Origin of the sequence: Klebsiella sp. LY (assembly GCF_004010915.1) — a bacterium.
Taxonomy (GTDB): domain Bacteria; phylum Pseudomonadota; class Gammaproteobacteria; order Enterobacterales; family Enterobacteriaceae; genus Klebsiella; species Klebsiella quasipneumoniae.
The window spans coordinates 3,956,060-3,979,846 of the sequence record NZ_CP022444.1 but is presented as its reverse complement, the minus strand read 5'-3'; the positions used below and the strand labels follow the sequence as shown (position 1 = coordinate 3,979,846).

The window sequence follows — 23,787 nt, the reverse complement described above, 5'->3', positions numbered from 1 at the left end:
CGCCATTATTGCACCTCGCGGGAAAGCAGCGCCCACCAGGCGTCGATGGTCGGGTTTTTCGCCAGCATCACGAAGTCGATATCGCCGTGCACTTTGCGCCAGCGGGCGGCGAGGGCCATCATCCGCACCGAATCCAGACCGTAGTCGATTAGGTTTTCATCATCCAGCGGTTCGTCGGATTCGTCGAGCAGCGGCAGGATCAGCGCGCGCAGCGCCGCTTTGCTGGCCGGCAGCGGCAACAGCTCTTCGGTCATCACCACGCGGCCGGAACGGCCGGCGACGTATTTCAGTGCCATCAGGTGCTCTTCGCGGCTGAAGTCCGCCAGCGCGTCGGCGACAAAGAACGGTTTGATATCGCGCATAAAGGCGTCGGTGGCGGTGGTCATGCAGCCGATATGGGCGTAAACGCCGGTGATGATCAGCTGGTCGCGGCCGCTCTCTTTCAGCATCTCTTCAAGCGGCGAGCGATGAAACGCGCTGTAGCGCCATTTCACCAGCACGGTGTCGTCTTCGTCCGGCGCCAGGGCGGCAATCACCTGCTGCTGCTCCGGCGAACGGGTCAGCCCCGGCCCCCACATATCATTCAGCAGGGCGCGGTCTTCATCGCTCTGCTCTTTCGGCTGGGCGGTGTAGTACACCGGAATACCGTTCTGTTTGCAGAAGTCGCGCAGGGCGGCGATATTGGCCACCACTGTCTCCATCATCGCGCTGTTTTCGCCCCAGAAATTGAGAAAGTATTCCTGCATATCATGGATCAGCAGCGCGGCGCGGGAAGGTTCAAAGGCCCAGCTGACTTTGTTCGCCGGAATATCGCTGGCTTCCGGCAGCGCGTAAGCCTGTAATTTAGGGATTGCCATTTTCTGTTCTCCTTCAGCCCAGCTTGCCTTCGGCCAGCCACTGACGTAATTGTTTCTTATCGACTTTGCCCACCGGCGTCAGCGGCAGAGCGGCTACGCACTCCACGCGGTCCGGCAGTTTAAATTCAGCCACCCCCTGCTCGCGCAGGAAGCGGCGCACCGCGACGGCGCGCAGCGGCGAGGTCACCACGAGGTAAGCGCAGCTCTTCTCGCCCAGCAGATTGTCTTCAATGCTGACCAGCGCGGCGTGGATCACCGCCTCATGGCGCAGCAGCAGGTTTTCGATCTCTTCGGCGGCGATCTTCTCGCCGCCGCGGTTGATCTGATCTTTTTCCCGGCCCTGAACGGTGATATACCCGTCTTCATCGATCGAAATCAGATCGCCGGAGCAGTAGAAACCCTCGGCGTCGAAGGCCTCCGCGTTATGCTGCGGGCTGTTGTAGTAGCCGCGGAAGGTGTAGGGCCCGCGGGTCATCAGACGGCCCACTTCGCCGCGTGGCAGCGGGTTGCCCTCGGCATCTGCCACCCACACTTCATCGTCCGGGCACATCGGGCAGCCCTGGGTATGGATGATCCGCTCAGGGCTGTCGTTAAGGCGGGTGTAATTCACCAGCCCCTCCGCCATGCCGAACACCTGCTGCAGCTGGCAGCCGATTTCCGCCGGGATGCGCGCGGCGAGGGTCGCCGACAGGCGCGCGCCGCCGACCTGCAATAGCTGCAGCGATTGCAGTTGCGCGTTGCCGCCCCATTCATGAATGGCCTGCAGCCACAGGCTGACCGCCGGCGGCACCAGCGAAGCGACGTTGACCTGATGTTTTTCAATCAGCGGGAAACAGAGGGTGGCGCTCGGGTCGGCGGCGAGGATCACCCGCCCGCCGGCGAGGAAAACGCCGAGCGAACCGGGGGAACTCATCGCATAGTTATGCGCCGCCGGCAGCGCGTTGAGGTAGCGTGTCTCAGCGTTAATCCCGCAGATCTCGTTGCTGCGGCGGATACTGTAGTCGTAATCGTTATGGGTACGCGGGATCAGCTTCGGCGTCCCGGTGCTGCCGCCGGAGAGCTGGAAAAAGGCCACTTCGTCGGCAGGGGTTGGGTTGGCGATAAAGTTATCCGCCGGGCGGTTAATCTCCGTCGCCAGATTGCGTTCGCCGCCGTCGTTACGCAGCAGCGCCACGCGCAGGGAAGCATGTTCAGCAATAAACGCATGGAGGAAGCTATCGTCGGCAAACAGCGCGTGCTCGCGGTCGGCGATCAGCAGCGCCGGCTTAATCTGCGCGGCGTAGGCGTTAAGCTCGCTGCGCTGGTGGCTGAACAACGCGTTCACCGGCGCGACGCCGATGCGCAGCAGCGCGAAGAAGGTGATGTAAAACTCGGCGACGTTGCCCAGTTGCACCAGCGCGGTTTCTCCGCGCTTCAGTCCCTGACGCTGCAGAGAGCAGGCAAGGTTGTCCACCCGCTGGTTAAACTGGCGGTAGCTAATGTGTCGATCGCCATCGATAATCGCCACGGCGTCGTTTTCTGCGTGACGGGTGATCAGATTGGTTAACGGCAGATCCTGCCAGTAGCCTTTTTGACGATAGCGGGCCGCGAACTCATCCGGCCAACGGGTAAATGCAATCATCCTTGCCTCTTAATTCAAGCCAAATACGTTAAGCATGGTGGTCAGTTTGACGCCGGTTTCGCGCCATTCGCCCAGCGGCGAGGAGGCCGGAACAATGCCCGCGCCGGCAAACAGGCGCAGCGTACGCTGCTGCAGACGCGCGCAGCGGATGGTCACCACCCATTCGCCGTTGCCTTCATCGTCACACCAGCCGACGATGCCGCCGAACAGCTGACGGTCGAAGGGTTCCAGTTCGGCAATCAGGCGCTTCGCCGCCTGGTGCGGGAAGCCGCTCAGCGCCGGAGTCGGGTGCAGCAGGCAGGCCAACGACATGGCGTTTTCTTCCGCCAGCGCCGTGCCTTCGATCGGCGTCGCCAGATGCCAGAGCGTCGGGGTGGTGATCAGCTGCGGCGATGACGGCAGCGACAGCTGGCTGCTGCGCGGGCCCAGCACGCTCTTCATCGCCTGGGTCACCAGCTCGTGCTCATGGCGATCTTTGCCGGACGCCAGCAGCCTGTTGCCCGCTTCGCGGTCCAGCACATCGTCAGGCTGGCGGCGGGCGGAGCCGGCCAGCGGCAGTGAGCTGAAGTGCGCCCCTTCTTTACGCAGCAGTAGCTCCGGGCTGGCGCCCAGCAGCACGCCGCCGTCGGCGAGCGGCACATGGAAGTTAAAGCTGGCGGGGTTCTGAGCGATCAGGCGCTCCATCAGGGCGCCGCTATCGACAGGATCGCGGGTAGTGATATCGATTAGTCGTGATAGCACCACTTTGTCGACTTCCGGGGTGGCGGTCAGCGCGGCGGCGCGTTCAACCATGGCTAGAAACGCGTCCTGCTCCGGGATCTCCCGGCGCTCCACCACCGCCATCGCCTCCAGCGGCGCGGCATAGCGGGCGGAACGCTGTTTTTCCGGTCGCGAGAACGCTTCCCAGCGCTCGGGGATATAAAGCTCGGAAGGCTGACAGGTGTCGAACGGGATGGCCCCGACCATCACCGGCTTGCGGATCCCCGCCGCCCGGGCCTCGGCAAAGGCGGCGGCCATCTGCTGCTGGAACTCGCCGTTCAGCGCATCGCCGCCGACAGCGGGCGCTGAGAGGCGGCGGAAGCAGCCTGAGGTGCTAAAACTGCGGTACGGCGACATAAAGAAGAAGCTGTCCGGCGACAAGGTCCGGGTAGGTTTCTGTACATCCTCAGCCAGTGACGTTTCCATATCATCCTCCAAAAACGATAAATATATTACGAATAATTATCATTTGTATTTTGGTTGGCTAACCTAAAAGGTATTGCCCGCCATGTCAACCGCGTTACGTCATCGCGCCGCCACTTTGGCTTGCATCCTGTCAACGCAAAGTTGAAAATGAGACGCATTTATTACCCTTCGAATCAGGATGCGATGACGTGAACTTCTCTTCTTTTTGCCGCCGCGGTGCGCTGACCGGCATGCTGTTGTTTTTAGGAATTACCTCAGCCCAGGCGGCGGACTGGCCGCGCCAGGTCACCGACAGCTACGGGACACACACCCTGCCGAGCCAGCCGTTGCGCATTGTCTCCACCAGCGTGACCCTCACCGGCTCGCTGCTGGCGATCGACGCGCCGGTGGTCGCCAGCGGCGCCACCACCCCGAACAACCGCGTGGCCGATAGCCAGGGCTTTCTGCGCCAGTGGAGCGAGGTCGCCAAAGCCCGCAAGCTGGCGCGGTTGTATATCGGCGAACCGAGCGCGGAAGCGGTGGCCGCCCAGATGCCGGATCTGATCCTGGTGAGCGCCACCGGCGGCGACTCCGCCCTGCCGCTGTACGATCAGCTCAAAACGATCGCCCCGACGCTGGTCATCAACTATGACGATAAAAGCTGGCAAACGCTGCTCACCCAGCTGGGGCAGATCACCGGCCATGAGCAGCAGGCCAGCGCGCGCATCGCCGACTTCAATAAACAGCTCGTTTCGTTAAAAGAAAAAATGAAGCTGCCGCCGCAGCCGGTCACCGCCCTCGTCTATACCGCGGCCGCGCACAGCGCCAATATCTGGACGCCGGAATCGGCCCAGGGGCAGATGCTCCAGCAGTTGGGCTTTAGTCTGGCGACGCTGCCAGGCGGCCTGCCCGCCAGCCACAGCCAGGGCAAACGCCACGATATCGTGCAGCTGGGCGGGGAGAACCTGGCGGCCGGACTGAACGGCCAGAGCCTGTTCCTGTTCGCTGGCGACCAGAAAGATGTCGATGCCATCTACGCCAATCCGCTGCTGGCGCATCTCCCGGCGGTCGAAGGGAAACGCGTCTACCCGCTGGGCACCGAGACCTTCCGTCTTGACTACTACAGCGCCCTGCTGGTGCTCCAGCGTCTCTCCAGCCTGTTCGGCTAACGCGGGCTGTGCCATCAGGACGGGAACCCAGCCTGAACGCTTTGCCGGGCGGCGCTGCGCTTGCCCGGCCTACAATGCCCGCGCCCCCAGGCCCGGTAAGGCGCAGCCGCCACCGGGCAATCGCCCCCTACTTAACTTTCTTTGACGATTTCCGGGCGCTGGAAGCGGCGCAGCTCGCGTAGCAGCCCCACCAGCAGCACGCCGACGAGGGCCAGCGCCCAGCCGCTGGCGCTGGCGGAAGCGACCGGCGTCATCACCGCCCCTAACCCGCCGAGCAGCGCCGCGCCGATGGCGTCGCCGGTAACGTTCTGGGCGGTCCACAGACCGTTAATCCGCCCGAGCATATGTTCCGGCGTCTGGGTCTGGATCAGGGTGTACTGCAGCAGCGAGCTAATAGCGCTCAGCCAGCCAAACAGCGCCAGGCACAGCGCACCCAACGCCCAGTGCGGCATCAGGCTGAACAGCGCAATGGCGACAAAGGAGCACACCGTCGTCGCCAGCATCAGCGCGCCCGGCCGCACGGTCTGGGCCAGCTGGCCGCTGGTCAACGCCCCCAGCGCCGCGCCGAGCGGAATCGCGGCGTACAGCAGGCCAATCTGTCCGGCCGACATCTGCCAGCTCCCGGCCAGCGCCGGATAGAGCACCCGCACCGCGCTGGCCATGGTCAGCAGGCCGCCGAGCAGCGCAATCCCGCCGATAAGCGGGCTCTGACAGAGGAAGGTCAGCCCCGCCAGCAGGGCACGCAGCGGATGCTCACGCGGCTGCGGAGGCGGCGGCAGCTGCGGCAGACGCAGCAGGGTTAAGGTGGTGATAAACGTCCCCGCCGCCGCCAGGCCGAAGTTCCACGCCACGCCGCCGGAGGCCAGCAGCAGGCCGCCGATCATGGGCGAAATCACCGAGCCCAGGCGCACCGTCAGCATAGTGATGGCCCCGGCCTGCATCAGATTTTCCCGCCCTACCAGTGCCGGGGTCGCCGCCAGCAGCGCGGTCACGCCTAAAGAGGCGAAGAAACCGTCCCAGATCCCCAGCAGATAAATCGCCGCCAGCGACGGCTCCGGCAGCAGGGCGTTCAGACACAGGCCGACAAAGCCCACGCCGCAGGTGCCGCGCGCCAGCAGGATCAGGCGTTTGCGCTCATAGCGGTCAGCCAGTACGCCCCCCACCATCAGGCCAATAAACATCGACGCGCCGGTCAAGGTCACCGACAACCCGACCTGCCAGGTCGAATGGGTCATCATCTGGATCTGCACCGGGATGGCCACGCCCAGCAGACCAAGCGACAGAATAGAGATAAAGCGAGCGATAAAAACGGCGCGAAACGCCGGGTGAGTTTTCAGCAGGCTGAGGTTAAGCAGCCAGGATTGTCGGTTCATTACAGCGCCTTGTCGTTATTTTTAATACCCTTTTTCCTGTGGGTCATGCTACCATAGCTGAATAAAATCGATAACGATAATTACTATCATTATCATATCAGGGATGTCAGTTATGTCGTTTTCTACGACCGCGGTACGCTCTGTCGCCGTGCCCGGATTGTTGCTACTACTCGCCTTAGCCGCCGCGCTTAGCCTGACCATCGGCGCCAAATCGTTGCCGATCGGCACGGTATTCACCGCCTTTAGCGGAACCTGTCAAAGCGCCGACTGCACCATCGTGCTGGATGCGCGCCTGCCGCGCACCCTGGCCGGTCTGCTGGCGGGCATCGCACTCGGTCTCGCCGGCGCGCTGATGCAGACGCTCACCCGTAACCCGCTGGCCGACCCCGGCCTGCTGGGGGTCAACTCCGGCGCCAGCTTCGCCATCGTCCTCGGCGCGGCGCTGTTCGGGATCACCTCTCCACAGGAGCAGCTGCTGCTGGCGTTTTGCGGCGCGCTCTGCGCCTCGCTGCTGGTGGCCTTCACCGGCAGCCAGGGCGGCGGCCAGCTGAGCCCGGTGCGCCTCACCCTCGCCGGGGTCGCCCTTGCGGCGGTGCTGGAAGGGCTGTCCAACGGCATCGCCCTGCTCAACCCCGACGTCTACGATCAGCTGCGCTTCTGGCAGGCCGGTTCGCTGGATATCCGCACCCTGCAGACGCTGAAAATTGTCCTGCTGCCGGTGGTGGTGGCGGGGATCGCCGCCCTGCTGCTGAGCCGGGCGCTTAACAGCCTGAGCCTCGGCAACGATACCGCCACCGCCCTCGGCAGCCGCGTCGCCCGCACCCAGCTGATCGGCCTGATCGTTATCACCGTCCTGTGCGGCAGCGCCACCGCCGTCGTCGGCCCTATCGCCTTTATCGGTCTGATGATGCCGCATATGGCGCGCTGGCTGGTGGGGGCCGATCATCGCTGGTCGCTGCCGGTCACCCTGCTCGCCACCCCGGCGCTGCTGCTGTTTGCCGACGTGATTGGCCGCCTGCTGGTGCCCGGCGAACTGCGGGTATCGGTGGTGAGCGCCTTTCTCGGCGCGCCGGTGCTGATCTGGCTGGTGCGCCGCCAGCCGCGGGGAGGTGGCCTGTGATTGCTCCGTCCCGCCGCCTGATAGCCAGCTGTCTGCTGCTAATGGCCGCCAGCCTGCTGATTTCCCTGCTCGGGCTGGCGCAAGGCCCGGTGCCGCTAACGATTGACCAGGTGTTCTCGGCGCTGTTCGGCGACGCGCCGCGCAACGTCGCGATGGTGGTAAACGAATGGCGGCTGCCGCGGGTGTTAATGGCGCTGCTCATCGGCGCCGCGCTCGGCGTCAGCGGCGCCATTTTCCAGTCGCTGACCCGTAACCCGCTCGGCAGCCCGGACGTGATGGGCTTTAACACCGGCGCCTGGAGCGGCGTGCTGGTGGCGATGGTGCTCTTCGGCCAGAACCTGACGGCGATCGCCCTGGCGGCGATGGCCGGCGGGGTGCTGACCTCGCTGGTGGTCTGGCTGCTGGCCTGGCGCAACGGGATCGAAACCTTCCGCCTGATCATTATCGGCATCGGCGTGCGCGCCATGCTGGTGGCATTCAACACCTGGCTGCTGCTGCGCGCCTCGCTGGAGACCGCCCTTTCTGCGGGCCTGTGGAACGCCGGATCGCTTAATGGCCTGACGTGGGGTAAAACCTGGCCGTCAGCGCCGCTGATCCTGTTGATGCTGGTGGGCAGCGCCCTGCTGGTTCGCCGGATGCGGCTGCTGGAGATGGGCGACGATACCGCCTGCGCGCTGGGGGTGCAGGTCGAACGCTCGCGCCTGCTGCTGATGCTGGTGGCAGTAGTGCTCACCGCCGCCTCGACGGCGCTGGCCGGGCCAATCTCATTTATCGCGCTGGTGGCGCCGCATATCGCCCGCCGCCTGAGCGGCACGGCCCGCTGGGGATTAACCCAGTCTGCCCTGTGCGGCGCGCTGCTGCTGGCGCTGGCCGATTACGGCGCCCAACGGCTGTTTATGCCGTGGCAGCTGCCGGTTGGCGTGTTAACCGTCAGCCTCGGCGGTATTTACCTTATTGCATTGTTGATTCAGGAGTCCCGCAAAAAATGAGTGCTGTCCCCTCCCGTTTGCGCGGCGAGCAGTTAACCCTGGCCTACGGGAACAAGACTATCGCCGAGTCGCTGAACGTGACCATCCCTGACGGTCACTTCACCGCCATTATCGGCCCCAACGGCTGCGGCAAGTCGACGCTATTGCGCACCCTCAGTCGCCTGATGACGCCCGCCAGCGGCCACGTCTGGCTCGACGGCGCGCAGATCCAGCAGTACGCCAGTAAAGAGGTTGCCCGCCGCATCGGGCTGCTGGCGCAGAATGCCACCACCCCTGGCGATATCACGGTGCAGGAGCTGGTGGCCCGCGGGCGCTATCCGCACCAGCCGCTGTTTACCCGCTGGCGCAAAGAAGATGAAGAGGCGGTGAACAAGGCGATGCGAGCGACCGGGATCAGCGATCTGGCGCTGCAGAGCGTCGATACGCTCTCCGGCGGCCAGCGGCAGCGGGCGTGGATTGCGATGGTGCTGGCCCAGGAAACGGCGATTATGCTGCTGGATGAGCCGACCACCTGGCTGGACATCAGCCATCAGATCGACCTGCTGGAGCTGTTGAGCGAGCTGAATCGCGAGAAGGGCTATACCCTGGCGGCGGTGCTGCACGATCTTAACCAGGCCTGCCGCTACGCTACCCACCTGATCGCCCTGCGCGACGGCAAGATCGTCGCCGAGGGGGCGCCGAAGGAAATCGTCACGGCGGAACTGATTGAACGGATTTACGGCCTGCGCTGCACGATCATTGAGGATCCGGTGGCGCATACGCCGCTGGTGGTGCCGCTGGGCCGCCGGTAATTCTCCCTTTCCCCGGCTTGCGCTACCCTGAGTCGGGCTACCTGCTGTAGCCCGAACTCAACCGTTATCCCAGAATCTCCTTGACCACCGGACCGATGGCTTCAAAGGCCTGCGGGGAGATAATGTCGACGTGGGCGCAGTTCTGGCTGAACACCTCCAGCTCGCCCACCCATGGGCCCCATACAACCTGCGGATCCATCCCCGCCTGCCGCGTCTTCTCCGCCACGAACAGCGTCGCCTTGCCGTCAAACTTCGCGCTGTGCGCGGTGGTTAACAGCCGTACCGCATCGGCATAGTTGGCTTCGATGGCGCAGAACAGCTCGCCGGAGGCTTGCCCCTGCTGGGCGGCAAGAAACGTTTCGCGCTCGCGGGCAATCTCCGCCAGCACAGCCGGATCCAGCCCGTTAGCCTCTTTCTCCGCCCAGTTTTGCGTCTCCGGCGGCCAGGTATCCAGCAGGCCGAGGAAGGCCACCGCTTCGCCGCGCTGGCGCAAGCGGGCGGCAATGCCCTGGGCTAAGGTGCCGCCCAGCGAATACCCGAACAGGTAATAAGGGCCGTGCGGCTGCTGCGCCAACAGCGTTTGCAGATGATGCTCGCAGACCTCGTCGAGGCTGGCGGCGCTGGCCATCGGCCCTTGCGGGCGCGGCGACTGAATACCGGTAATTGACCAGCGCGGGCTGAGATAGCGCGCCAGCACGCTGAACTGCCAGGCGAAGCCGGAGGCCGGATGGAAGCAGAACAGCGTCGGACCGTCGCTCTCGCGCAGCGGCAGAAGCGTATCCAGTCCCAGGCGCTGAGCCTGCTCATCGCTGAGATCGGCCGCCAGCAGCGCGCTCAGTTTGCCCACTGTCGAGGCCACCATCACCTGCCCCGGGGTCACCTGTCGCGCCAGCTGGCGGCTAAGCTGTGCCGCCAGGCGCATCGCCAGCAGCGAATGGCCGCCGAGGGCAAAGAAATCAGCGTCGATATCATTCACCTCGCAGCCCAGCAGCTGACTGAAGGCGGCGGCGACAAGAGTTTCCATGCCGGGCTCCGGCGGCCGGCCGCTGCGCTCGCCGCCGAGGGTCGGCAGCGGCAGCGCTTTGCGATCCAGTTTGCCATTAGCGCTGAGCGGTAGGTCAGCGAGCTGCATCAGCACCACCGGCACCATATGCGGCGGCAGCTGTTCCGCCAGCCGCGCTTTCAGCGCCGCGGTATCCAGCGGCAGGCCGGAGTCAGAGACCAGATAGCCCACCAGCTGCCGGGCATCGCCGCCGGTCGCCGCCGCCTGGTTGAAGACGCAGGCGTGACTCACCGCCTGCGCCACGTCCGGCAGGGCCGACATCGCCCGGTCAATCTCGCCAAGCTCGATGCGCTGCCCGCGGATCTTCAGCTGATCGTCGCTGCGGCCAAGATACTCCACCGCGCCGTTCGCCAGCCAGCGCGCCACGTCGCCGGTACGATACATCCGCTCGCCGGGGGCAAACGGGTCGGCGATAAAGCGGCTGGCGGTGAGGTCCGGACGCCCCAGGTAGCCCTGCGCCAGCTGAATGCCGGTGAGATAAAGATCCCCCGCCCCCCCCGGCGGCACCGGGCGCATCGCGGCATCCAGAATGCGCAGCCCGGTGTTCCATACCGGCCAGCCAATCGGCACGCTGCTGCCGGTCACCGCCGCCAGCTCAGGCCCGCAGGCCGGATACCAGCTGACGTCCACCGCCGCTTCCGTCGGGCCGTACAGGTTATGCAGCGGCGCGCCGGTCAAGCGCTCCCACTCGCGGCACAAGTCCGTCGGCAGCGCTTCGCCGCTGCAGAATACCCGCCGCAGCGTGCGGCAGGCGGCGACGCTGTCGGCATCCAGCGAGGCGACAAACGCCGCCAGCATCGACGGCACAAAGTGGGTGGTGGTCACGCCGTAGTGGGCGAAGAACTGCTGCATCGCCTGCGGGTCGCGGTGCGCCTCCGGCTCGGCCATCACCAGCCGCGCGCCGGCGATAAACGGCCACCAGAACTCCCACACCGAAACGTCAAAACTGCACGGCGTTTTCTGCGCCACCACGTCGTCGGCAGATAACGGATAGCGATCCTGCATCCACAGCAGGCGGTTGACGATGGCGGTCTGGCCGACCATCACCCCTTTCGGCCGTCCGGTGGAGCCCGATGTAAAGATGATGTAGGCGGTATGGTCCGGTTTTGACAGCACCAGCGGCGCGTCATCCGCAACGGCCAGCGGCTGCTGGTAGCAGAGGCTCTCCAGCCCGGGGATATCGCTGAAGCGGGCCAGCTGATCCTCCGAGGCGATCAGCAGCGACGGCCGGGCGTCTTCCAGCATCATCCGCAGACGGTCGTCCGGGTAGCCGGTGTCCAGCGGCAGCCAGGCGGCCCCCGCTTCGACAATGCCGTGCAGCGCCAGGGTCAGGAACACCGAGCGCGGCAGGGCCACCGCCACGCTGTCGCCCGGCTTCACGCCGCGTTGACGCAGCAGCTGCGCGAGCGCCACCACCTGCTGACGCATCTCGCGATAGCTGAACTGCCAGTTTGCATCCGCCAGCGCTGGGGCATCAGGAGTCTTCCGCGCCTGGTCGGCCACCAGCGCGCTGAGGGTGGTGGCAGGCAGCGGCATAGCGGTATCGTTGACCGCCGCCAGGCGGGTCAGCTCGTCGGCGGAGAGCATCTCCGCGTCGCCGCAGCGCAGCGTCGGATCGGCGGCAAACTGCGCCAGCAGCGCGGTCAGTCGCGCCATGTGGCGACGCAGCTCGGCTTCATCATACCGGGCCTTGTTGGCGAGGATCTCCAGCGACAGGCCGCCGGTCTCATCGGGGAACAGCGCCAGCTCAAGATCGTTGACCGGGCCGGTGGCGAGAGTATGGGTCACCGCCTCGACGCCGTCGATATCCAGTTGGTAATCAAAGACTTTGACGTTCAGCACCGGGCCAAACAGCGGTTCGTCCCCTGCCGCTTTGCCGCTGTCGCGGACGATCTGCTCGGCGTCATAGCGCTGATGGCGGCGCATCTTTTTCAGCTGAGCGGCGAGGCGCATCGCCAGGTCCGCCAGCGTCTCCTGGGCGTCAATATGCACCGCCAGAGGCAGGACATTGAGCACCGGCCCCGTCGAGGTCAGCGCCGCTGATCCCATCCGGCGCATAAAGATAAAGCCCGCCGCGTAGTCCATCCGGTTGCACAGGCGGCCCAGCCACAGCGTGGTGAGCGCCAGCGCCAGATCAGCGGGCTGACACTGCGGCACATGGCTGGCCAGGCGGCGGAAGGCGTCGGCGTTCATCTCCAGCTTCATCCGCCAGATATCGCTCCCGGCGGCGCGTCCGCCCAGCGGCGCGGCAGAGAGTGAGGCGGGAGCCGGTAACGCCTGACGCTGGGCCTGCCAGAAAGCTTTATCCCGCTGCCAGGCCTCGCTGCCGGCGTAGCGCTGGTACTCGTCCACCACCTCGGCGAAGGAGGTGAAAGGCGACTCAGGAGTGGCTTCCCCGCGCTGCCAGGCGCGGTAGATGGCGGCGATCTGCCGGGTTATCGCCGGGAAGCTAAAGCCATCCACCAGCAAATGGTGATAACGCTGATACCAGTACCAGCGGTCGTCGCCGACGCGCAGCAGCTGATGGCACACCAGCGGGTTACCGCCGTCGACGCGCAGATCCTGCGCCAGATCTGCCTGCATCCGCTCCGTGGCGGCACGATGCGGATCCGGCGTCGTACGCAGGTCAATGATGGGCGGTTCGGCAAAGGTGCGCTCCGCCGCTACCCACTGCCAGACTTCCCCCTCCTGTTCCTCAAAGCGCAGGCTGAGGGTGTCTGCCTGCTGCAGACCGGCGACAATCGCCTTACCCAGCAGCGCGGGGTCGAGCGCGCCGCGCAGTTCAACATAGTGGGCCACGCTCCAGGCGCCAGGCAGAGTGGAGAGGCGCTCGGCCATCCAGATCCCCGGCTGCGCGGCAACCAGCGGTAAACGAGTGGTCATGGTCAGCTCCTTATGCCGCATGATGAGCGGGGGTCAGTGTCGGCCAGTTAGCCGCCAGCCAGGCGTTGCACGCCTCAACCGACTGCGGAGGGCACACTACCGTCCATCCGGCAGGCAGCGCGCAGTGCCCCGGCCACAGGCTGTACTGCTGCTGATCATTGCGCAGAATGTAAAACTGCCCTTGCGGATTGTCGAAGGGGTTACTGAATTGCATATCAAACTCCTGTCGTAAAGCGCTGTGCTAAGGGGGCGACAGCAGAGGCTGCCAGAGCTGGATAAGCCCTGCCGTCAGCCCGCCTCGCCAGCAGAGCGCATCATGCCCGCCGTCAACCTGACGCCAGAAAATTGTCTGCTGCGTGGTGGTGAGTTGCGCCAGCAGCGCCTGGTTGGCGCGAAAAATAATCGGTTCACGCTGACCCGCCTCCAGCCAGATGCGCAGCCCGGCCGCGGACGCCTCGCCCTGGCGCAGACGTTCGCCGATAAAGCCCTCCCCGCGGCCATCGCGATGCGGCCACCAGTAGGAGCCTGACTGGCTGAGCACGCAGCCAAAGCGCTGCGGCCAGTTGAGGGCGGCGAACATCGCCGCCAGGCCGCCGAAGCTTTGCCCGGCCACCACCGTCCGATCCGGGCGGTCGCTGAACGGGGCATGGCCGCGGACCAGGGGCAGAAGCTCCTCCTGCACCGCCAGCCAGAAATCGCGATGACAGGGCAGCTCAACCCCGCGGCGCTGGTTATCGATCGCGTCGATCAGCAGGTAGACCGCCGGCGGCAGTTTCCCCTCGCGGGTCAGCGCGGCCAGCGGCGACCACACCGGCATGCTTTCGGCCCAGAACTGGCCGTCAAGCAGGATCGCCAGCGGCCGTGTTTGCGGATCGACGGCCTCGCCGGGGGTGTAGATCCAGACCCGGCGATGGTTGCCCAGACGCGCGCTGCGCCACTCAAGGCAACGAGCGGGAGAATGCGCTGCATTAAGCTGGTCCCAGCCGGGCTGCGCCGGCGCCTGCGGCATCTCCAGAGCCGAGACCCCATGGCCGCGTCCACCCCGCCAGCTGTGCGGGTTCAGCGGATCGGCTATCGCCCGCGGCAGCAGTTTGCGCCAGCCTTCGCGCAGCAGCGCGCGGTCCGGCTTATCAGCGCTGAACACCTCAGGGGAAAAATCATCGTCACGGTCGGAGGGAATAAAGCAGTAGCTGCCGCGCCAGGTCGGCGACAGCGTGGTTCGCCAGCACCAGGCGTCAGTCCCGGGCAGACGTTGCAGCGATTGCGGCCGCGCATTCTGATGGTGGTCGGTCACGCCGGTGATATAGAGCCATACCCGACGGCGCGGAGAACGCGTTTCATCCCCTGCCGGATCCCGCCACCAGAACGTCACCTCGATGGCGTCATCCACCGCCCGGGACTGCGGACCCTGCAGGGTTCGCCACCACTCCTCGCTTCCTGTCGTTAACATTCTGTCATTAACCCTATGTATCGCGTGACTTTTTTAATTAATTGTCATTCTTTATTGATAATATTATTGATAACTATTTGCATTTGCAATAGCGTATTAGCGCGCCGTGGGAAGCGCGTCTTTCACAACACATGTCGAAGAGAGCTTATTCAGCTAGCGACGGAGTGCCTTTGCCCTCTTCCGGCAACATTTATGCCGCCTCCCCTCCCGGTGGGAAGGGGCGTTTGGGGAACGTGGCGACAAAAAAGCAGGAATAACAATGAATAACAGGATCAAATCCCTGGCCTTGCTGGTCAATCTGGGAATTTACGGGGTTGCTTTTCCGTTAAGCGCAGCGGAAACCGCCACCGACGATAAAAACAGCGCCGCGGAAGAGACCATGGTGGTCACCGCCGCCGAGCAGAACCTGCAGGCGCCGGGCGTCTCCACCATCACCGCCGATGAGATCCGCAAGCGTCCGCCGGCGCGCGACGTCTCGGAGATCATTCGCACCATGCCGGGGGTCAACCTGACCGGCAACTCCACCAGCGGCCAGCGCGGCAATAACCGCCAGATTGATATCCGCGGCATGGGCCCGGAAAACACCCTGATCCTGATCGACGGCAAGCCGGTCACCAGCCGCAACTCTGTGCGTCTCGGCTGGCGCGGCGAGCGCGACACCCGCGGCGACACCAGCTGGGTGCCGCCGGAGATGATCGAACGCATCGAAGTGATTCGCGGCCCGGCCGCCGCCCGCTACGGTAACGGCGCCGCCGGCGGCGTGGTGAATATCATCACCAAAAAAACCGGCGATGAGTGGCACGGCTCCTGGAACACCTATATGAACGCCCCGGAGCACAAAGACGAAGGCTCCACCAAGCGCACCAACTTCAGCCTCAGCGGCCCGCTGGGCGGCGATTTCAGCTTCCGCCTGTTCGGTAACCTCGACAAAACGCAGGCCGACGCCTGGGACATCAACCAGGGTCATCAGTCCGAACGCACCGGGATCTATGCCGACACCCTGCCGGCCGGGCGCGAAGGGGTAAAAAATAAAAACATCGATGGTCTGGTGCGCTGGGAATTCGCCCCGATGCAGTCGCTGGAGTTTGAGGCCGGCTACAGCCGCCAGGGGAACCTCTATGCCGGCGACACTCAGAACACCAACTCCAACGACCTGGTGAAAGAGAACTACGGCAAAGAGACCAACCGTTTGTACCGCAACACCTACTCGGTCACCTGGAACGGCGCCTGGGACAACGGCGTGACCACCAGCAACTGGGCGCAGTACGAACGCACCCGCAACTCGCGCAAAGGCGAAGGTCTGGCCGGGGGTACCGAGGGGATCTTCAACAGCAACCAGTTCACCGATATCGATCTGGCGGATGTGATGCTGCACAGCGAAGTCAGCATCCCGTTCGACTATCTGGTTAATCAGAACCTGACGCTGGGCAGCGAGTGGAACCAGCAGCGGATGAAGGATAATGCCTCCAATACCCAGGCGCTGTCGGGAGGAGAAATTCCGGGCTACGACAGCACCGGCCGCAGCCCGTACTCGCAGGCGGAGATCTTCTCCCTGTTCGCTGAGAACAACATGGAGCTGACCGACACCACCATGCTGACCCCGGCGCTGCGTTTCGATCACCACAGCATCGTCGGCAACAACTGGAGTCCGTCCCTTAACCTGTCCCAAGGGCTGTGGGACGACTTCACGCTGAAGATGGGCATCGCCCGCGCCTATAAAGCGCCGAGCCTGTATCAGACCAACCCGAACTACATTCTCTACAGCAAAGGCCAGGGCTGCTACGCCAGCAAAGACGGCTGCTATCTGCAGGGGAATGAAGATTTAAAAGCCGAGACCAGCATCAACAAAGAGATTGGCCTTGAGTTTAAACGCGACGGCTGGCTGGCGGGCGTGACCTGGTTCCGCAACGATTACCGCAACAAGATTGAGGCAGGCTATGCTCCGGTCTATCAAAACGGTAAAGGTACCGATCTCTACCAGTGGGAAAACGTGCCGAAAGCGGTAGTGGAAGGCCTGGAAGGCACGCTCAACGTCCCGGTGAGCGAGACCGTCAACTGGACCAACAACATCACCTATATGCTGCAGAGTAAGAACAAAGAGACCGGCGATCGTCTGTCGATTATCCCGGAATACACGCTAAACTCCACGCTGAGCTGGCAGGTACGCGATGATGTTTCGCTGCAATCGACCTTTACCTGGTACGGCAAACAGGAGCCGAAGAAGTACAACTATAAGGGTCAACCGGTTACCGGCAGCGAGAAGAACGAGGTCAGCCCCTACAGCATCCTCGGCCTGAGCGCGACCTGGGACGTCACCAAATACGTTAGTCTGACCGGCGGCGTGGATAACGTCTTCGACAAGCGCCACTGGCGCGCGGGCAACGCCCAGACCACTGGGGGTGCCACCGGCACGATGTACGGCGCCGGCGCCGAGACCTACAACGAATCGGGCCGCACCTGGTACCTGAGCGTCAACACCCACTTCTGATAGCGGGTTCTCCCTGCCCCGCCCTTGCAGGATAAAGGGCGGGGACAACCACGGTATTCTTGCCCTATGCGCATCCATCACGCCACCCTGCCGCTGGCCGGCTATACGCTGCAGCAGATCGATTTCGACCCGGCGACTTTCCAGCCTGAAGATCTGTTGTGGCTGCCCTACCACGCCAGCCTGAGCGGCTGGGGCCGCAAGCGGCAGGCGGAGCACCTGGCCGGGCGCATCGCCGCGGTGTACGCCCTGCGCGAGGTAGGGGAAAAACAGCCTCCCGCCATCGGCGATCGGCGCCAGCCGCTGTGGCCCGCGCCCTGGTTCGGCAGCATCAGCCACTGCGGCCAGCGCGCGCTGGCGGTAGTGACTGACCGGCCGGTGGGCGTCGATATCGAGCGCCAGTTTACGCCACCGCTGGCGGCGGAGCTGGAGAGCAGCATTATCAACGAGGTGGAAAAAAAGGTGCTGTTACACAGCGGCCTGCCCTTCCCGCTGGCGCTGACGCTGGCGTTTTCGGCGAAAGAGAGTGGGTTTAAGGCGACGCCGACGGCAAGCCAGCGCGCGCTGGGGTTCGACGACTTTCAGATCGTGGAGGTAACGGCAAGCACCGTAGCGCTGCGGTTTGCGGGGCAATGCTATCCGCTGCACTGGACCGCGTCGGAGGAGCAGGTCATCACGCTTTGCGCATTGCAGCAGTAAACGCCCGCGCGCTTCACGCGACGGGCGTTCAGGCCATCAGCCCCTGTTTTGCACCCGGGCGACGATGGCGGCGGCATCAAACCCGTGGTACTGGCGCATCCAGCCGCGATCGGCGGCGGCGGCGTACTCCCCGTCCGGGATCCCCAAGCGCTGTAGAGTCATGCCCACGCCGGCTTCCGCCAGCACCTCCGCCACCAGGCTGCCCAGACCGCCGTTGACGTTATGCTCTTCCACGGTGATCACCGAGTCGCACGGCCGAAGCGCCGCCAGCAGCGCCGCGGTATCGCAGGGGCGGATCGACGGCACGCTGACCACTTTCGCCTGAACGTCGAGATCGGCAAGCTGCTGCGCTGCCTCCACCACCTCATGCACCGTCGAACCGGTGGCCACCAGCGCGACGTCCTCGCCTTCGCGCAGGGTCAGCACGGCGCCGGGAACAAAGCGATACGACTCGTCAAGCAGCTCCGGCAGCGCCTTGCCATCGAGGCGAATATAGACCGGGCCCTGATAAGCAAGGGCATAGTCGATAATCTGCCGACATTCGCGCGGCGTGGAGGGGGCGAAGATCTGGATATTGCCGAAGCCGCGCATCACCGCCAGATCGTCAATCGCATGGTGGGTGCTGGCCAGCGGACCGTAGCTGGCCCCGGCGTTAAGGCCAAACAGCTTCACGTTGGTGTTGTTGTAACAGACATCCACTTTGATTTGCTCATTGGCCCGCGAAATGAGAAACGGCGCGGCGTTACAGGTCACCGCCACTTTGCCGCCCAGCGCCAGACCAGCGGCGGTGCCGACCATACTCTGCTCAGCGATGCCGACGTTCACCAGCCGGCCGGGAAACTGCTTAATAAAGGGGGCGATTTTGGCCGTCGACGTGGAGTCGGCCACCACCGGCACCAGATCGACACCGCTTTCCACGGCGGCGATAAAGGCCTCGACCATGACGTTAGCCAGGTGTTCTGCATTACTCATCTTTCAGTTCCTCCAGCGCCAGAGCGATCTCTTCACCTTTCGGCACCCGGTGGTGCCACTCCGGGCGCCCCTGGATAAAGGAGATCCCCGCGCCTTTCGTGGTGTTGGCAATAATGACGTTTGGTTTACCCTTCTGCTGCAGCCCCTCGATGGCTGCGACCACCGAGGCCATGTCGTTCCCCTGGCATTCGCTGACCGCCATGCCGAAGGCGCGCCATTTGTCGGCCAGCGGATCGGTATTCATGATTTCGCGCGTCGGCCCGGCCAGCTGGAGATTGTTCTTATCATTAATAATGACCAGGTTATCCAGACCGTAATGCGCCGCTGCCAGGGCGGCTTCCCAGTTGCTGCCTTCCGCCAGTTCGCCGTCGCCAGTGATCAAAAAAATGCGGCGGGTGCTGTTGCTTTTCTTCGCGGCCAGCGCCAGCCCCACCGCAACAGGCAAACCGTGGCCCAGCGCGCCGGTGTTCAGCTCAATACCCGGCGTTTTCTGCCGCACCGGGTGGCCCGGGAGATGAGAATTAGCATGCTGGTAGGTCTCCAGCCACTCGACCGGGAAGAAGCCAGCCTCCGCCAGGACGCAGTAGTAGCAGCCCACCGCGTGGCCTTTCGACTGGATATAGATATCGCGCTGCGGGTCGTCGAGCCGATCCGGCGCGACGTTGAGAACGCGGAAATAGAGTGCGGTTAACAATTCGACCTGCGAGAGGTCGGCCCCGGTGTGGCCGCCGGCCGGACTATTGGCGTTTAAGCGCACAATGTGGCGCCGCACCGCGCGGGCTTTACGCTCCAGCGTCTGAATATCAAATCTGTAGGGATTCATTTCACACCTCTGAATTTATTTTCAGCATGGAATATTTATTCCAGCAAGAACTAAAAAAACCAGATATCCCTATGCCGGGTGGTAAGCCTTCTGCCACAGCGCCCTACTCAGGAACATTCTGCCTCCCGCTCCGGACTTAGCCCGGAGAAACACGTTGACTTGAAATCGCCTTGAATATATATTCAATTATGATTCTTTATTCGATTATGACCTGGCTGTTTTGTTTTTGTCCATAGTCGATTTTGAGGATTGGCAAAAGTTAGATGCCTGTCACACTTAAGTGTGATTTTTTTTCGCGTATGATAGAAGCCTCTATACCCTAAATAAAATGGCTGCCGCTAAGCGCCTGAACACAGGCGATAAATGATTTTCGAGGATTAATATGGCTAAGCAGGATGAACAACGGCTATTGGTTAAGATTGCCACGCTTTACTACCTGGAAGGACGAAAGCAGTCTGATATCGCCCAACTTCTCTCGCTCTCACAGTCATTTGTCTCCCGCGCCATTACCCGCTGCCAGAAAGAGGGCGTCGTCAAAATCAGCGTCGTACAGCCGTCAAACATTTTTCTGAAGCTCGAAAAAGGGCTTGAGGATCGCTACGGTCTTAAGCAGGCGGTGGTGGTGGATACCGAGGAAGAGGCCAGCGATCACACCATTAAGCGGGCGATTGGCTCCGCCGCCGCCCACTACCTGGAAACCCGTCTGCGGCCAAAAGATCTGATTGGCGTCTCCTCCTGGAGCTCAACCATTCGCGCGATGGTCGATGAAGTTCATGCGCAGAACCTGAAGGCCAGCGGCGTGATCCAGCTGCTCGGCGGCGTCGGGCCCAACGGTAACGTGCAGGCGACGATTCTTACCCAGACCCTCGCCCAGCGCCTGAACTGCGACGCCTGGCTGCTGCCGTCACAGAGCATCGAAGGATCCATGGAGGAGCGCAACCGGCTGCTGGCCAGCAAGGACGTCGCGGACGTAGTGTCGCGCTTTGACGAGGTGGATATCGCCATCGTCGGCATCGGCATTCTCGAACCCTCCCAGCTGCTGAAAACCTCCGGGAACTACTATCACGAAGATATGCTGCAGGTGCTGGCGGCGCGCGGCGCGGTGGGCGATATCTGCCTGCACTACTACGACAAAAACGGCCATCCGGTGTTACGCGATGATGAAGATCCGGTGATCGGCATGGCGCTGGAGAAGGTCAAAAAATGCCCGAACGTGGTCGCGCTGGCCGGCGGCACTGACAAAGTCGCGGCCATCAAAGGCGCCCTCACCGGCGGCTACATTGACGTTTTAATCACCGATTATCCTACCGCCCGCATGCTGGTCAGCGACTAACCTGCCGCGCTGTTTTTCCTCTCTGCCGCCCTGACGCGCTTTTTTAGCCTCAGGGCTTGCCCTGTTAATGCATTGAAATTCAATGAGTTAATCTACCACTCCAGCCGCCTGCCACCGCTTTCGCCGATCGGCGAAATGTGATTGCCAGCACAATTGATGATTTTTCCGGTAGCCCGTCACCGGGTTTGTGGCTTAAGGTATCAAATAAATAATCACTATCGAATATATATTCAGTGATTAAGAAGATGATAACGAAATGTCACATCATGGCCTGCGTAAACGCATGAGACGGTGGAAGATATCCCGTCTCCGCTGTTCCAGGACACCGGGTGACCGAGGAGAGCACGATGCAGGCGACAGCAAAAGAGTTCATCATCGCCCTGGATGAAGGCACCACCAACGCCAAAGCGGTGGTGCTGGATAGCCGGGGCAAGGTTATCGTCAAATTCTCGCAGCCGCTGGCGCTCCAAACGCCGCGCGACGGCTGGGTGGAGCAGTCCGGCGAGGCGCTGGTGGCCGCCTCGCTGGCGGTGATCGCCAGCGCGGTGGCCCACGTCGGCGCGGAAAACGTCGCCGCGCTGGCCATCAGCAACCAGCGGGAAACCGCCATCGGCTGGTATCGCGACAGCGGCGAACCGATTAACGCAGCCATTACCTGGCAATGCACCCGCAGCGCCGCGTTCTGCGACACGCTGCGTCACGATCGTCAGGAACAGCGTATTAAACAGGCCACCGGCCTGCCGATCGCCCCGCTATTCTCGGCCTCCAAAATGCGCTGGCTGCTGGATGCGACTGCCGATGGCCGCCTGCGCGCCGAACGCGGCGAGATTTGCCTCGGCACTATCGACAGCTGGCTGCTGTGGAATCTGACCGCCGGAGAAGCCTTCTGCTGCGACTACTCCAATGCCGCCCGCACCCAGTTGTTGAATCTGCACCGCGGCGAGTGGGACGACGAGATGCTAGCGCTATTCGGTATTCCGCGCGCGGCGTTGCCGGAAATTAAACCGTCGAGCGGCCTCTTCGGCCATACCAAAGGGCTGGCCGCTATTCCAGACGGTATTCCCATTATGTCGATGATCGGCGACTCCCACGCGGCGCTGTTCGGCCACGCGCTCGGCGAAGCGGGCTGCGTGAAAGCCACCTACGGCACCGGCTCATCGGTGATGGCGCCGGTCAAATCGGCGCAGTGCGATATCGAGGCGCTGGCGACCACTGTCGCCTGGCACGATGGCGATCAGCTGGTGTGGGGGCTGGAAGGTAATATTCCCCACACCGGCGATGCCGTCGCCTGGATGGCGGACAGCACCGGTCTGAGCGAGCTCTCTGCCGCCGAGCTGGCCCATGAGCTGAACACCCTTCCCGCCTCCGTCGACTCGACCCTCGGGGTGTACTTCGTGCCGGCGCTGACCGGTCTCGGCGCCCCCTGGTGGGACGATAGCGCCCGCGGCGTGATCTGCGGTCTGAGTCGCGGGGTGAAACGCGCGCATCTGATCCGCGCGGCGCTGGAGTCCATCACCTATCAGATTGCCGACGTGGTGGTGGCGATGCGTCAGCATGAGGAGTTCACCCTGACGGCGCTTATGGTGGACGGCGGGCCGACCAACAATGACTGGCTGATGCAATACCAGGCCGATCTGCTCGGCTGCCCGGTGATGCGCAGCGACGTGCCGGAGCTGTCCGCTATCGGCGCGGCGTTGCTGGCGCGCAAAGCGCTCCATCCCGGGTCGACCGCCGACCTGCAGGCCTTCTTAACCAAACACAGCGCCTTTCAGCCCGACATGGCCCGCCACCAGCGCTTACAAACGCGCTGGCAGGAGTGGCGCCATGCGGTCGACCGAACATTATGGAAACCGGACTCGCCAGCCTGACCGCCAGACTGCGCGACGACACGCATTCACTTATCACAGGAGAAACCCGGCCCATAACGATATCGCTATCCCCGAATACATCAGGGGAAATTTCAGACCGTAAAAGCCTGCCCGCTCAGGGGCTCATTTGTTCGAATATAAAAATACAGGAACAGAGTCATGAAATTACGTATAACCCTTTTAACCGCTGCTACCCTGACCGCCTTCTCCTTTGCCGCGCACGCCGCGGAGAAAGGCACCATTATGATCATGGTCAACTCGCTGGATAACCCGTATTACGCCTCGGAAGCCAAAGGCGCCAGCGAAAAAGCCCAGGCGCTCGGCTATAAAACCACCGTGCTGTCCCATGGCGAAGATGTCAAAAAGCAGAATGAGCTTATCGACACCGCCATTGGTAAAAAGGTGCAGGGCATTATTCTTGATAACGCCGACTCCACCGCCAGCGTCGCCGCCATTGAAAAGGCCAAAAAAGCCGGCATTCCGGTGGTCTTAATTAACCGTGAAATTCCGGTTGATGATGTGGCGCTGGAACAAATTACCCACAATAACTTCCAGGCCGGCTCCGAGGTCGCCAACGTCTTTGTCGAGAAGATGGCGGAGAAAGGCAAATACGCCGAGCTGACCTGCAACCTCGCCGATAATAACTGCGTCACCCGTTCTAAATCTTTCCATCAGGTCATTGACCAGTATCCGGATATGGTCAGCGTGGCGAAACAGGATGCCAAAGGCACCCTGATCGACGGCAAGCGCATCATGGACAGCATTCTGCAGGCTCACCCGGACGTGAAAGGCGTGATCTGCGGCAACGGGCCGGTCGCCCTCGGCGCGATTGCAGCGCTGAAAGCGGCCAACCGTAGCGATGTGATCGTCGTCGGCATCGACGGCAGCAACGATGAGCGCGACGCCGTGAAAGCCGGCACCCTGCAGGCGACCGTGATGCTGCAAGCGCAGGCCATCGCCGCTCAGGGCGTCACCGATCTGGATAATTACCTGCAAAAAGGCGAAAAGCCGGCCAAACAGCGCGTGATGTTCCGCGGCATTCTGATTACCCAGGATAACGCCGATAAAGTCCAGGATTTCAACATTAAGTCCTGAGTTCGGGTGGTTGCGCCCCCGCGGGGGCGCAG

Annotated in this window: 18 protein-coding genes; 9 read left to right on the top strand and 9 right to left on the bottom strand. The window is 63.0% G+C overall.

Features of this window, described 5'->3' with window-relative positions; all coding sequences use genetic code 11:
* Nucleotides 1-5: 5 nt before the first annotated feature.
* The 3 genes from entB to entC are packed head-to-tail and all read right to left on the bottom strand — an operon-like array spanning nucleotide 6 to nucleotide 3,663.
* On the bottom strand, nucleotides 6-857 hold the full coding sequence (gene entB, locus CE636_RS22450) for an enterobactin biosynthesis bifunctional isochorismatase/aryl carrier protein EntB (protein WP_017899057.1): 852 nt from the start codon (nucleotides 855-857) through the stop codon (nucleotides 6-8).
* Between the two features lie 13 nt (nucleotides 858-870).
* Nucleotides 871-2,478: a (2,3-dihydroxybenzoyl)adenylate synthase EntE gene (entE, locus tag CE636_RS22445; protein ID WP_017899056.1), complete on the bottom strand. Its 1,608-nt coding sequence runs from the start codon at nucleotides 2,476-2,478 to the stop codon at nucleotides 871-873.
* 9 nt (nucleotides 2,479-2,487) lie between these two features.
* Nucleotides 2,488-3,663 carry an isochorismate synthase EntC gene (entC, locus tag CE636_RS22440; RefSeq protein ID WP_004885741.1) on the bottom strand — a complete coding sequence of 392 codons (1,176 nt, stop codon included), beginning with the start codon at nucleotides 3,661-3,663 and terminating at the stop codon, nucleotides 2,488-2,490.
* A 188-nt stretch (nucleotides 3,664-3,851) separates the two neighbouring features.
* Between entC and fepB the strand changes: the two genes are divergently transcribed.
* Nucleotides 3,852-4,811, top strand: coding sequence for a Fe2+-enterobactin ABC transporter substrate-binding protein (fepB, locus tag CE636_RS22435; RefSeq protein ID WP_004885740.1), 960 nt, complete (start codon nucleotides 3,852-3,854; stop codon nucleotides 4,809-4,811).
* 131 nt (nucleotides 4,812-4,942) lie between these two features.
* Here the strand turns inward: fepB and entS are convergent, their stop codons facing one another.
* Complete coding sequence (gene entS / locus CE636_RS22430; RefSeq protein WP_017899055.1) at nucleotides 4,943-6,184, bottom strand: enterobactin transporter EntS; 1,242 nt, start codon at nucleotides 6,182-6,184, stop codon at nucleotides 4,943-4,945.
* Nucleotides 6,185-6,296: 112 nt separating this feature from the next.
* Between entS and fepD the strand changes: the two genes are divergently transcribed.
* From fepD to fepC, 3 genes are read left to right on the top strand one after another with little or no spacing between them, the layout of a single operon-like run.
* Complete coding sequence (fepD, locus tag CE636_RS22425) at nucleotides 6,297-7,304, top strand: Fe(3+)-siderophore ABC transporter permease (protein ID WP_004885733.1); 1,008 nt, start codon at nucleotides 6,297-6,299, stop codon at nucleotides 7,302-7,304.
* Nucleotides 7,301-8,293: an iron-enterobactin ABC transporter permease gene (gene fepG, locus CE636_RS22420; protein ID WP_004147521.1), complete on the top strand. Its 993-nt coding sequence runs from the start codon at nucleotides 7,301-7,303 to the stop codon at nucleotides 8,291-8,293. Before fepD ends, fepG begins: the two co-directional genes overlap by 4 nt.
* Nucleotides 8,290-9,084: an iron-enterobactin ABC transporter ATP-binding protein gene (fepC, locus tag CE636_RS22415; protein ID WP_017899054.1), complete on the top strand. Its 795-nt coding sequence runs from the start codon at nucleotides 8,290-8,292 to the stop codon at nucleotides 9,082-9,084. Before fepG ends, fepC begins: the two co-directional genes overlap by 4 nt.
* 64 nt (nucleotides 9,085-9,148) lie before the next feature.
* Here the strand turns inward: fepC and entF are convergent, their stop codons facing one another.
* The 3 genes from entF to fes are packed head-to-tail and all read right to left on the bottom strand — an operon-like array spanning nucleotide 9,149 to nucleotide 14,480.
* A complete protein-coding gene (entF, locus tag CE636_RS22410; RefSeq protein WP_017899053.1) occupies nucleotides 9,149-13,030 on the bottom strand; it encodes an enterobactin non-ribosomal peptide synthetase EntF in 3,882 nt (1,293 codons plus the stop codon).
* 10 nt (nucleotides 13,031-13,040) lie between these two features.
* Complete coding sequence (locus CE636_RS22405; protein ID WP_017899052.1) at nucleotides 13,041-13,244, bottom strand: MbtH family protein; 204 nt, start codon at nucleotides 13,242-13,244, stop codon at nucleotides 13,041-13,043.
* A gap of 27 nt (nucleotides 13,245-13,271) precedes the next feature.
* Entirely contained in the window at nucleotides 13,272-14,480 is a 1,209-nt protein-coding gene (gene fes / locus CE636_RS22400) for an enterochelin esterase (protein WP_017899051.1), read from the bottom strand.
* 259 nt (nucleotides 14,481-14,739) lie between these two features.
* On the opposite strand from fes, the gene fepA reads away from it, so the two are divergent.
* A complete protein-coding gene (fepA, locus tag CE636_RS22390) occupies nucleotides 14,740-16,968 on the top strand; it encodes a siderophore enterobactin receptor FepA (RefSeq protein WP_017899050.1) in 2,229 nt (742 codons plus the stop codon).
* Between the two features lie 66 nt (nucleotides 16,969-17,034).
* The gene (entD, locus tag CE636_RS22385) at nucleotides 17,035-17,664 is read left to right on the top strand and encodes an enterobactin synthase subunit EntD (RefSeq protein ID WP_017899049.1); all 630 of its coding nucleotides are present in this window, start codon (nucleotides 17,035-17,037) and stop codon (nucleotides 17,662-17,664) included.
* A 36-nt stretch (nucleotides 17,665-17,700) separates the two neighbouring features.
* Here entD and CE636_RS22380 read toward each other — a convergent pair whose 3' ends face one another.
* Nucleotides 17,701-18,636, bottom strand: a complete 936-nt coding sequence (locus tag CE636_RS22380) for a transketolase family protein (protein WP_017899048.1) — start codon at nucleotides 18,634-18,636, stop codon at nucleotides 17,701-17,703.
* The gene (locus CE636_RS22375) at nucleotides 18,629-19,459 is read right to left on the bottom strand and encodes a transketolase (protein ID WP_017899047.1); all 831 of its coding nucleotides are present in this window, start codon (nucleotides 19,457-19,459) and stop codon (nucleotides 18,629-18,631) included. The genes CE636_RS22380 and CE636_RS22375 overlap by 8 nt, the downstream gene beginning before the upstream one ends.
* A 382-nt stretch (nucleotides 19,460-19,841) precedes the next feature.
* Between CE636_RS22375 and CE636_RS22365 the strand changes: the two genes are divergently transcribed.
* The 3 genes from CE636_RS22365 (at nucleotide 19,842) to CE636_RS22355 (ending at nucleotide 23,755) form a co-directional block, all read left to right on the top strand.
* A complete protein-coding gene (locus CE636_RS22365; RefSeq protein ID WP_002893602.1) occupies nucleotides 19,842-20,792 on the top strand; it encodes a sugar-binding transcriptional regulator in 951 nt (316 codons plus the stop codon).
* Between the two features lie 347 nt (nucleotides 20,793-21,139).
* The gene (locus tag CE636_RS22360; protein WP_017899046.1) at nucleotides 21,140-22,660 is read left to right on the top strand and encodes an FGGY family carbohydrate kinase; all 1,521 of its coding nucleotides are present in this window, start codon (nucleotides 21,140-21,142) and stop codon (nucleotides 22,658-22,660) included.
* A gap of 159 nt (nucleotides 22,661-22,819) precedes the next feature.
* On the top strand, nucleotides 22,820-23,755 hold the full coding sequence (locus CE636_RS22355; protein ID WP_004176926.1) for a D-ribose ABC transporter substrate-binding protein: 936 nt from the start codon (nucleotides 22,820-22,822) through the stop codon (nucleotides 23,753-23,755).
* Nucleotides 23,756-23,787 lie beyond the last annotated feature (32 nt).

Excerpts from the sequence above, each read along its gene's own strand:
- fepC (WP_017899054.1), top strand. The coding sequence starts at position 8,290 with ATGAGTGCTGTCCCCTCCCGTTTGCGCGGCGAGCAGTTAACCCTGGCC.
- CE636_RS22405 (WP_017899052.1), bottom strand. The coding sequence starts at position 13,244 with ATGCAATTCAGTAACCCCTTCGACAATCCGCAAGGGCAGTTTTACATT.
- fepA (WP_017899050.1), top strand. The coding sequence starts at position 14,740 with ATGAATAACAGGATCAAATCCCTGGCCTTGCTGGTCAATCTGGGAATT.
- entB (WP_017899057.1), bottom strand. The coding sequence starts at position 857 with ATGGCAATCCCTAAATTACAGGCTTACGCGCTGCCGGAAGCCAGCGAT.
- CE636_RS22380 (WP_017899048.1), bottom strand. The coding sequence starts at position 18,636 with ATGAGTAATGCAGAACACCTGGCTAACGTCATGGTCGAGGCCTTTATC.
- entE (WP_017899056.1), bottom strand. The coding sequence starts at position 2,478 with ATGATTGCATTTACCCGTTGGCCGGATGAGTTCGCGGCCCGCTATCGT.
- entC (WP_004885741.1), bottom strand. The coding sequence starts at position 3,663 with ATGGAAACGTCACTGGCTGAGGATGTACAGAAACCTACCCGGACCTTG.
- fes (WP_017899051.1), bottom strand. The coding sequence starts at position 14,480 with ATGTTAACGACAGGAAGCGAGGAGTGGTGGCGAACCCTGCAGGGTCCG.
- fepD (WP_004885733.1), top strand. The coding sequence starts at position 6,297 with ATGTCGTTTTCTACGACCGCGGTACGCTCTGTCGCCGTGCCCGGATTG.
- CE636_RS22365 (WP_002893602.1), top strand. The coding sequence starts at position 19,842 with ATGGCTAAGCAGGATGAACAACGGCTATTGGTTAAGATTGCCACGCTT.
- entS (WP_017899055.1), bottom strand. The coding sequence starts at position 6,184 with ATGAACCGACAATCCTGGCTGCTTAACCTCAGCCTGCTGAAAACTCAC.
- CE636_RS22355 (WP_004176926.1), top strand. The coding sequence starts at position 22,820 with ATGAAATTACGTATAACCCTTTTAACCGCTGCTACCCTGACCGCCTTC.
- entD (WP_017899049.1), top strand. The coding sequence starts at position 17,035 with ATGCGCATCCATCACGCCACCCTGCCGCTGGCCGGCTATACGCTGCAG.
- CE636_RS22360 (WP_017899046.1), top strand. The coding sequence starts at position 21,140 with ATGCAGGCGACAGCAAAAGAGTTCATCATCGCCCTGGATGAAGGCACC.
- CE636_RS22375 (WP_017899047.1), bottom strand. The coding sequence starts at position 19,459 with ATGAATCCCTACAGATTTGATATTCAGACGCTGGAGCGTAAAGCCCGC.
- entF (WP_017899053.1), bottom strand. The coding sequence starts at position 13,030 with ATGACCACTCGTTTACCGCTGGTTGCCGCGCAGCCGGGGATCTGGATG.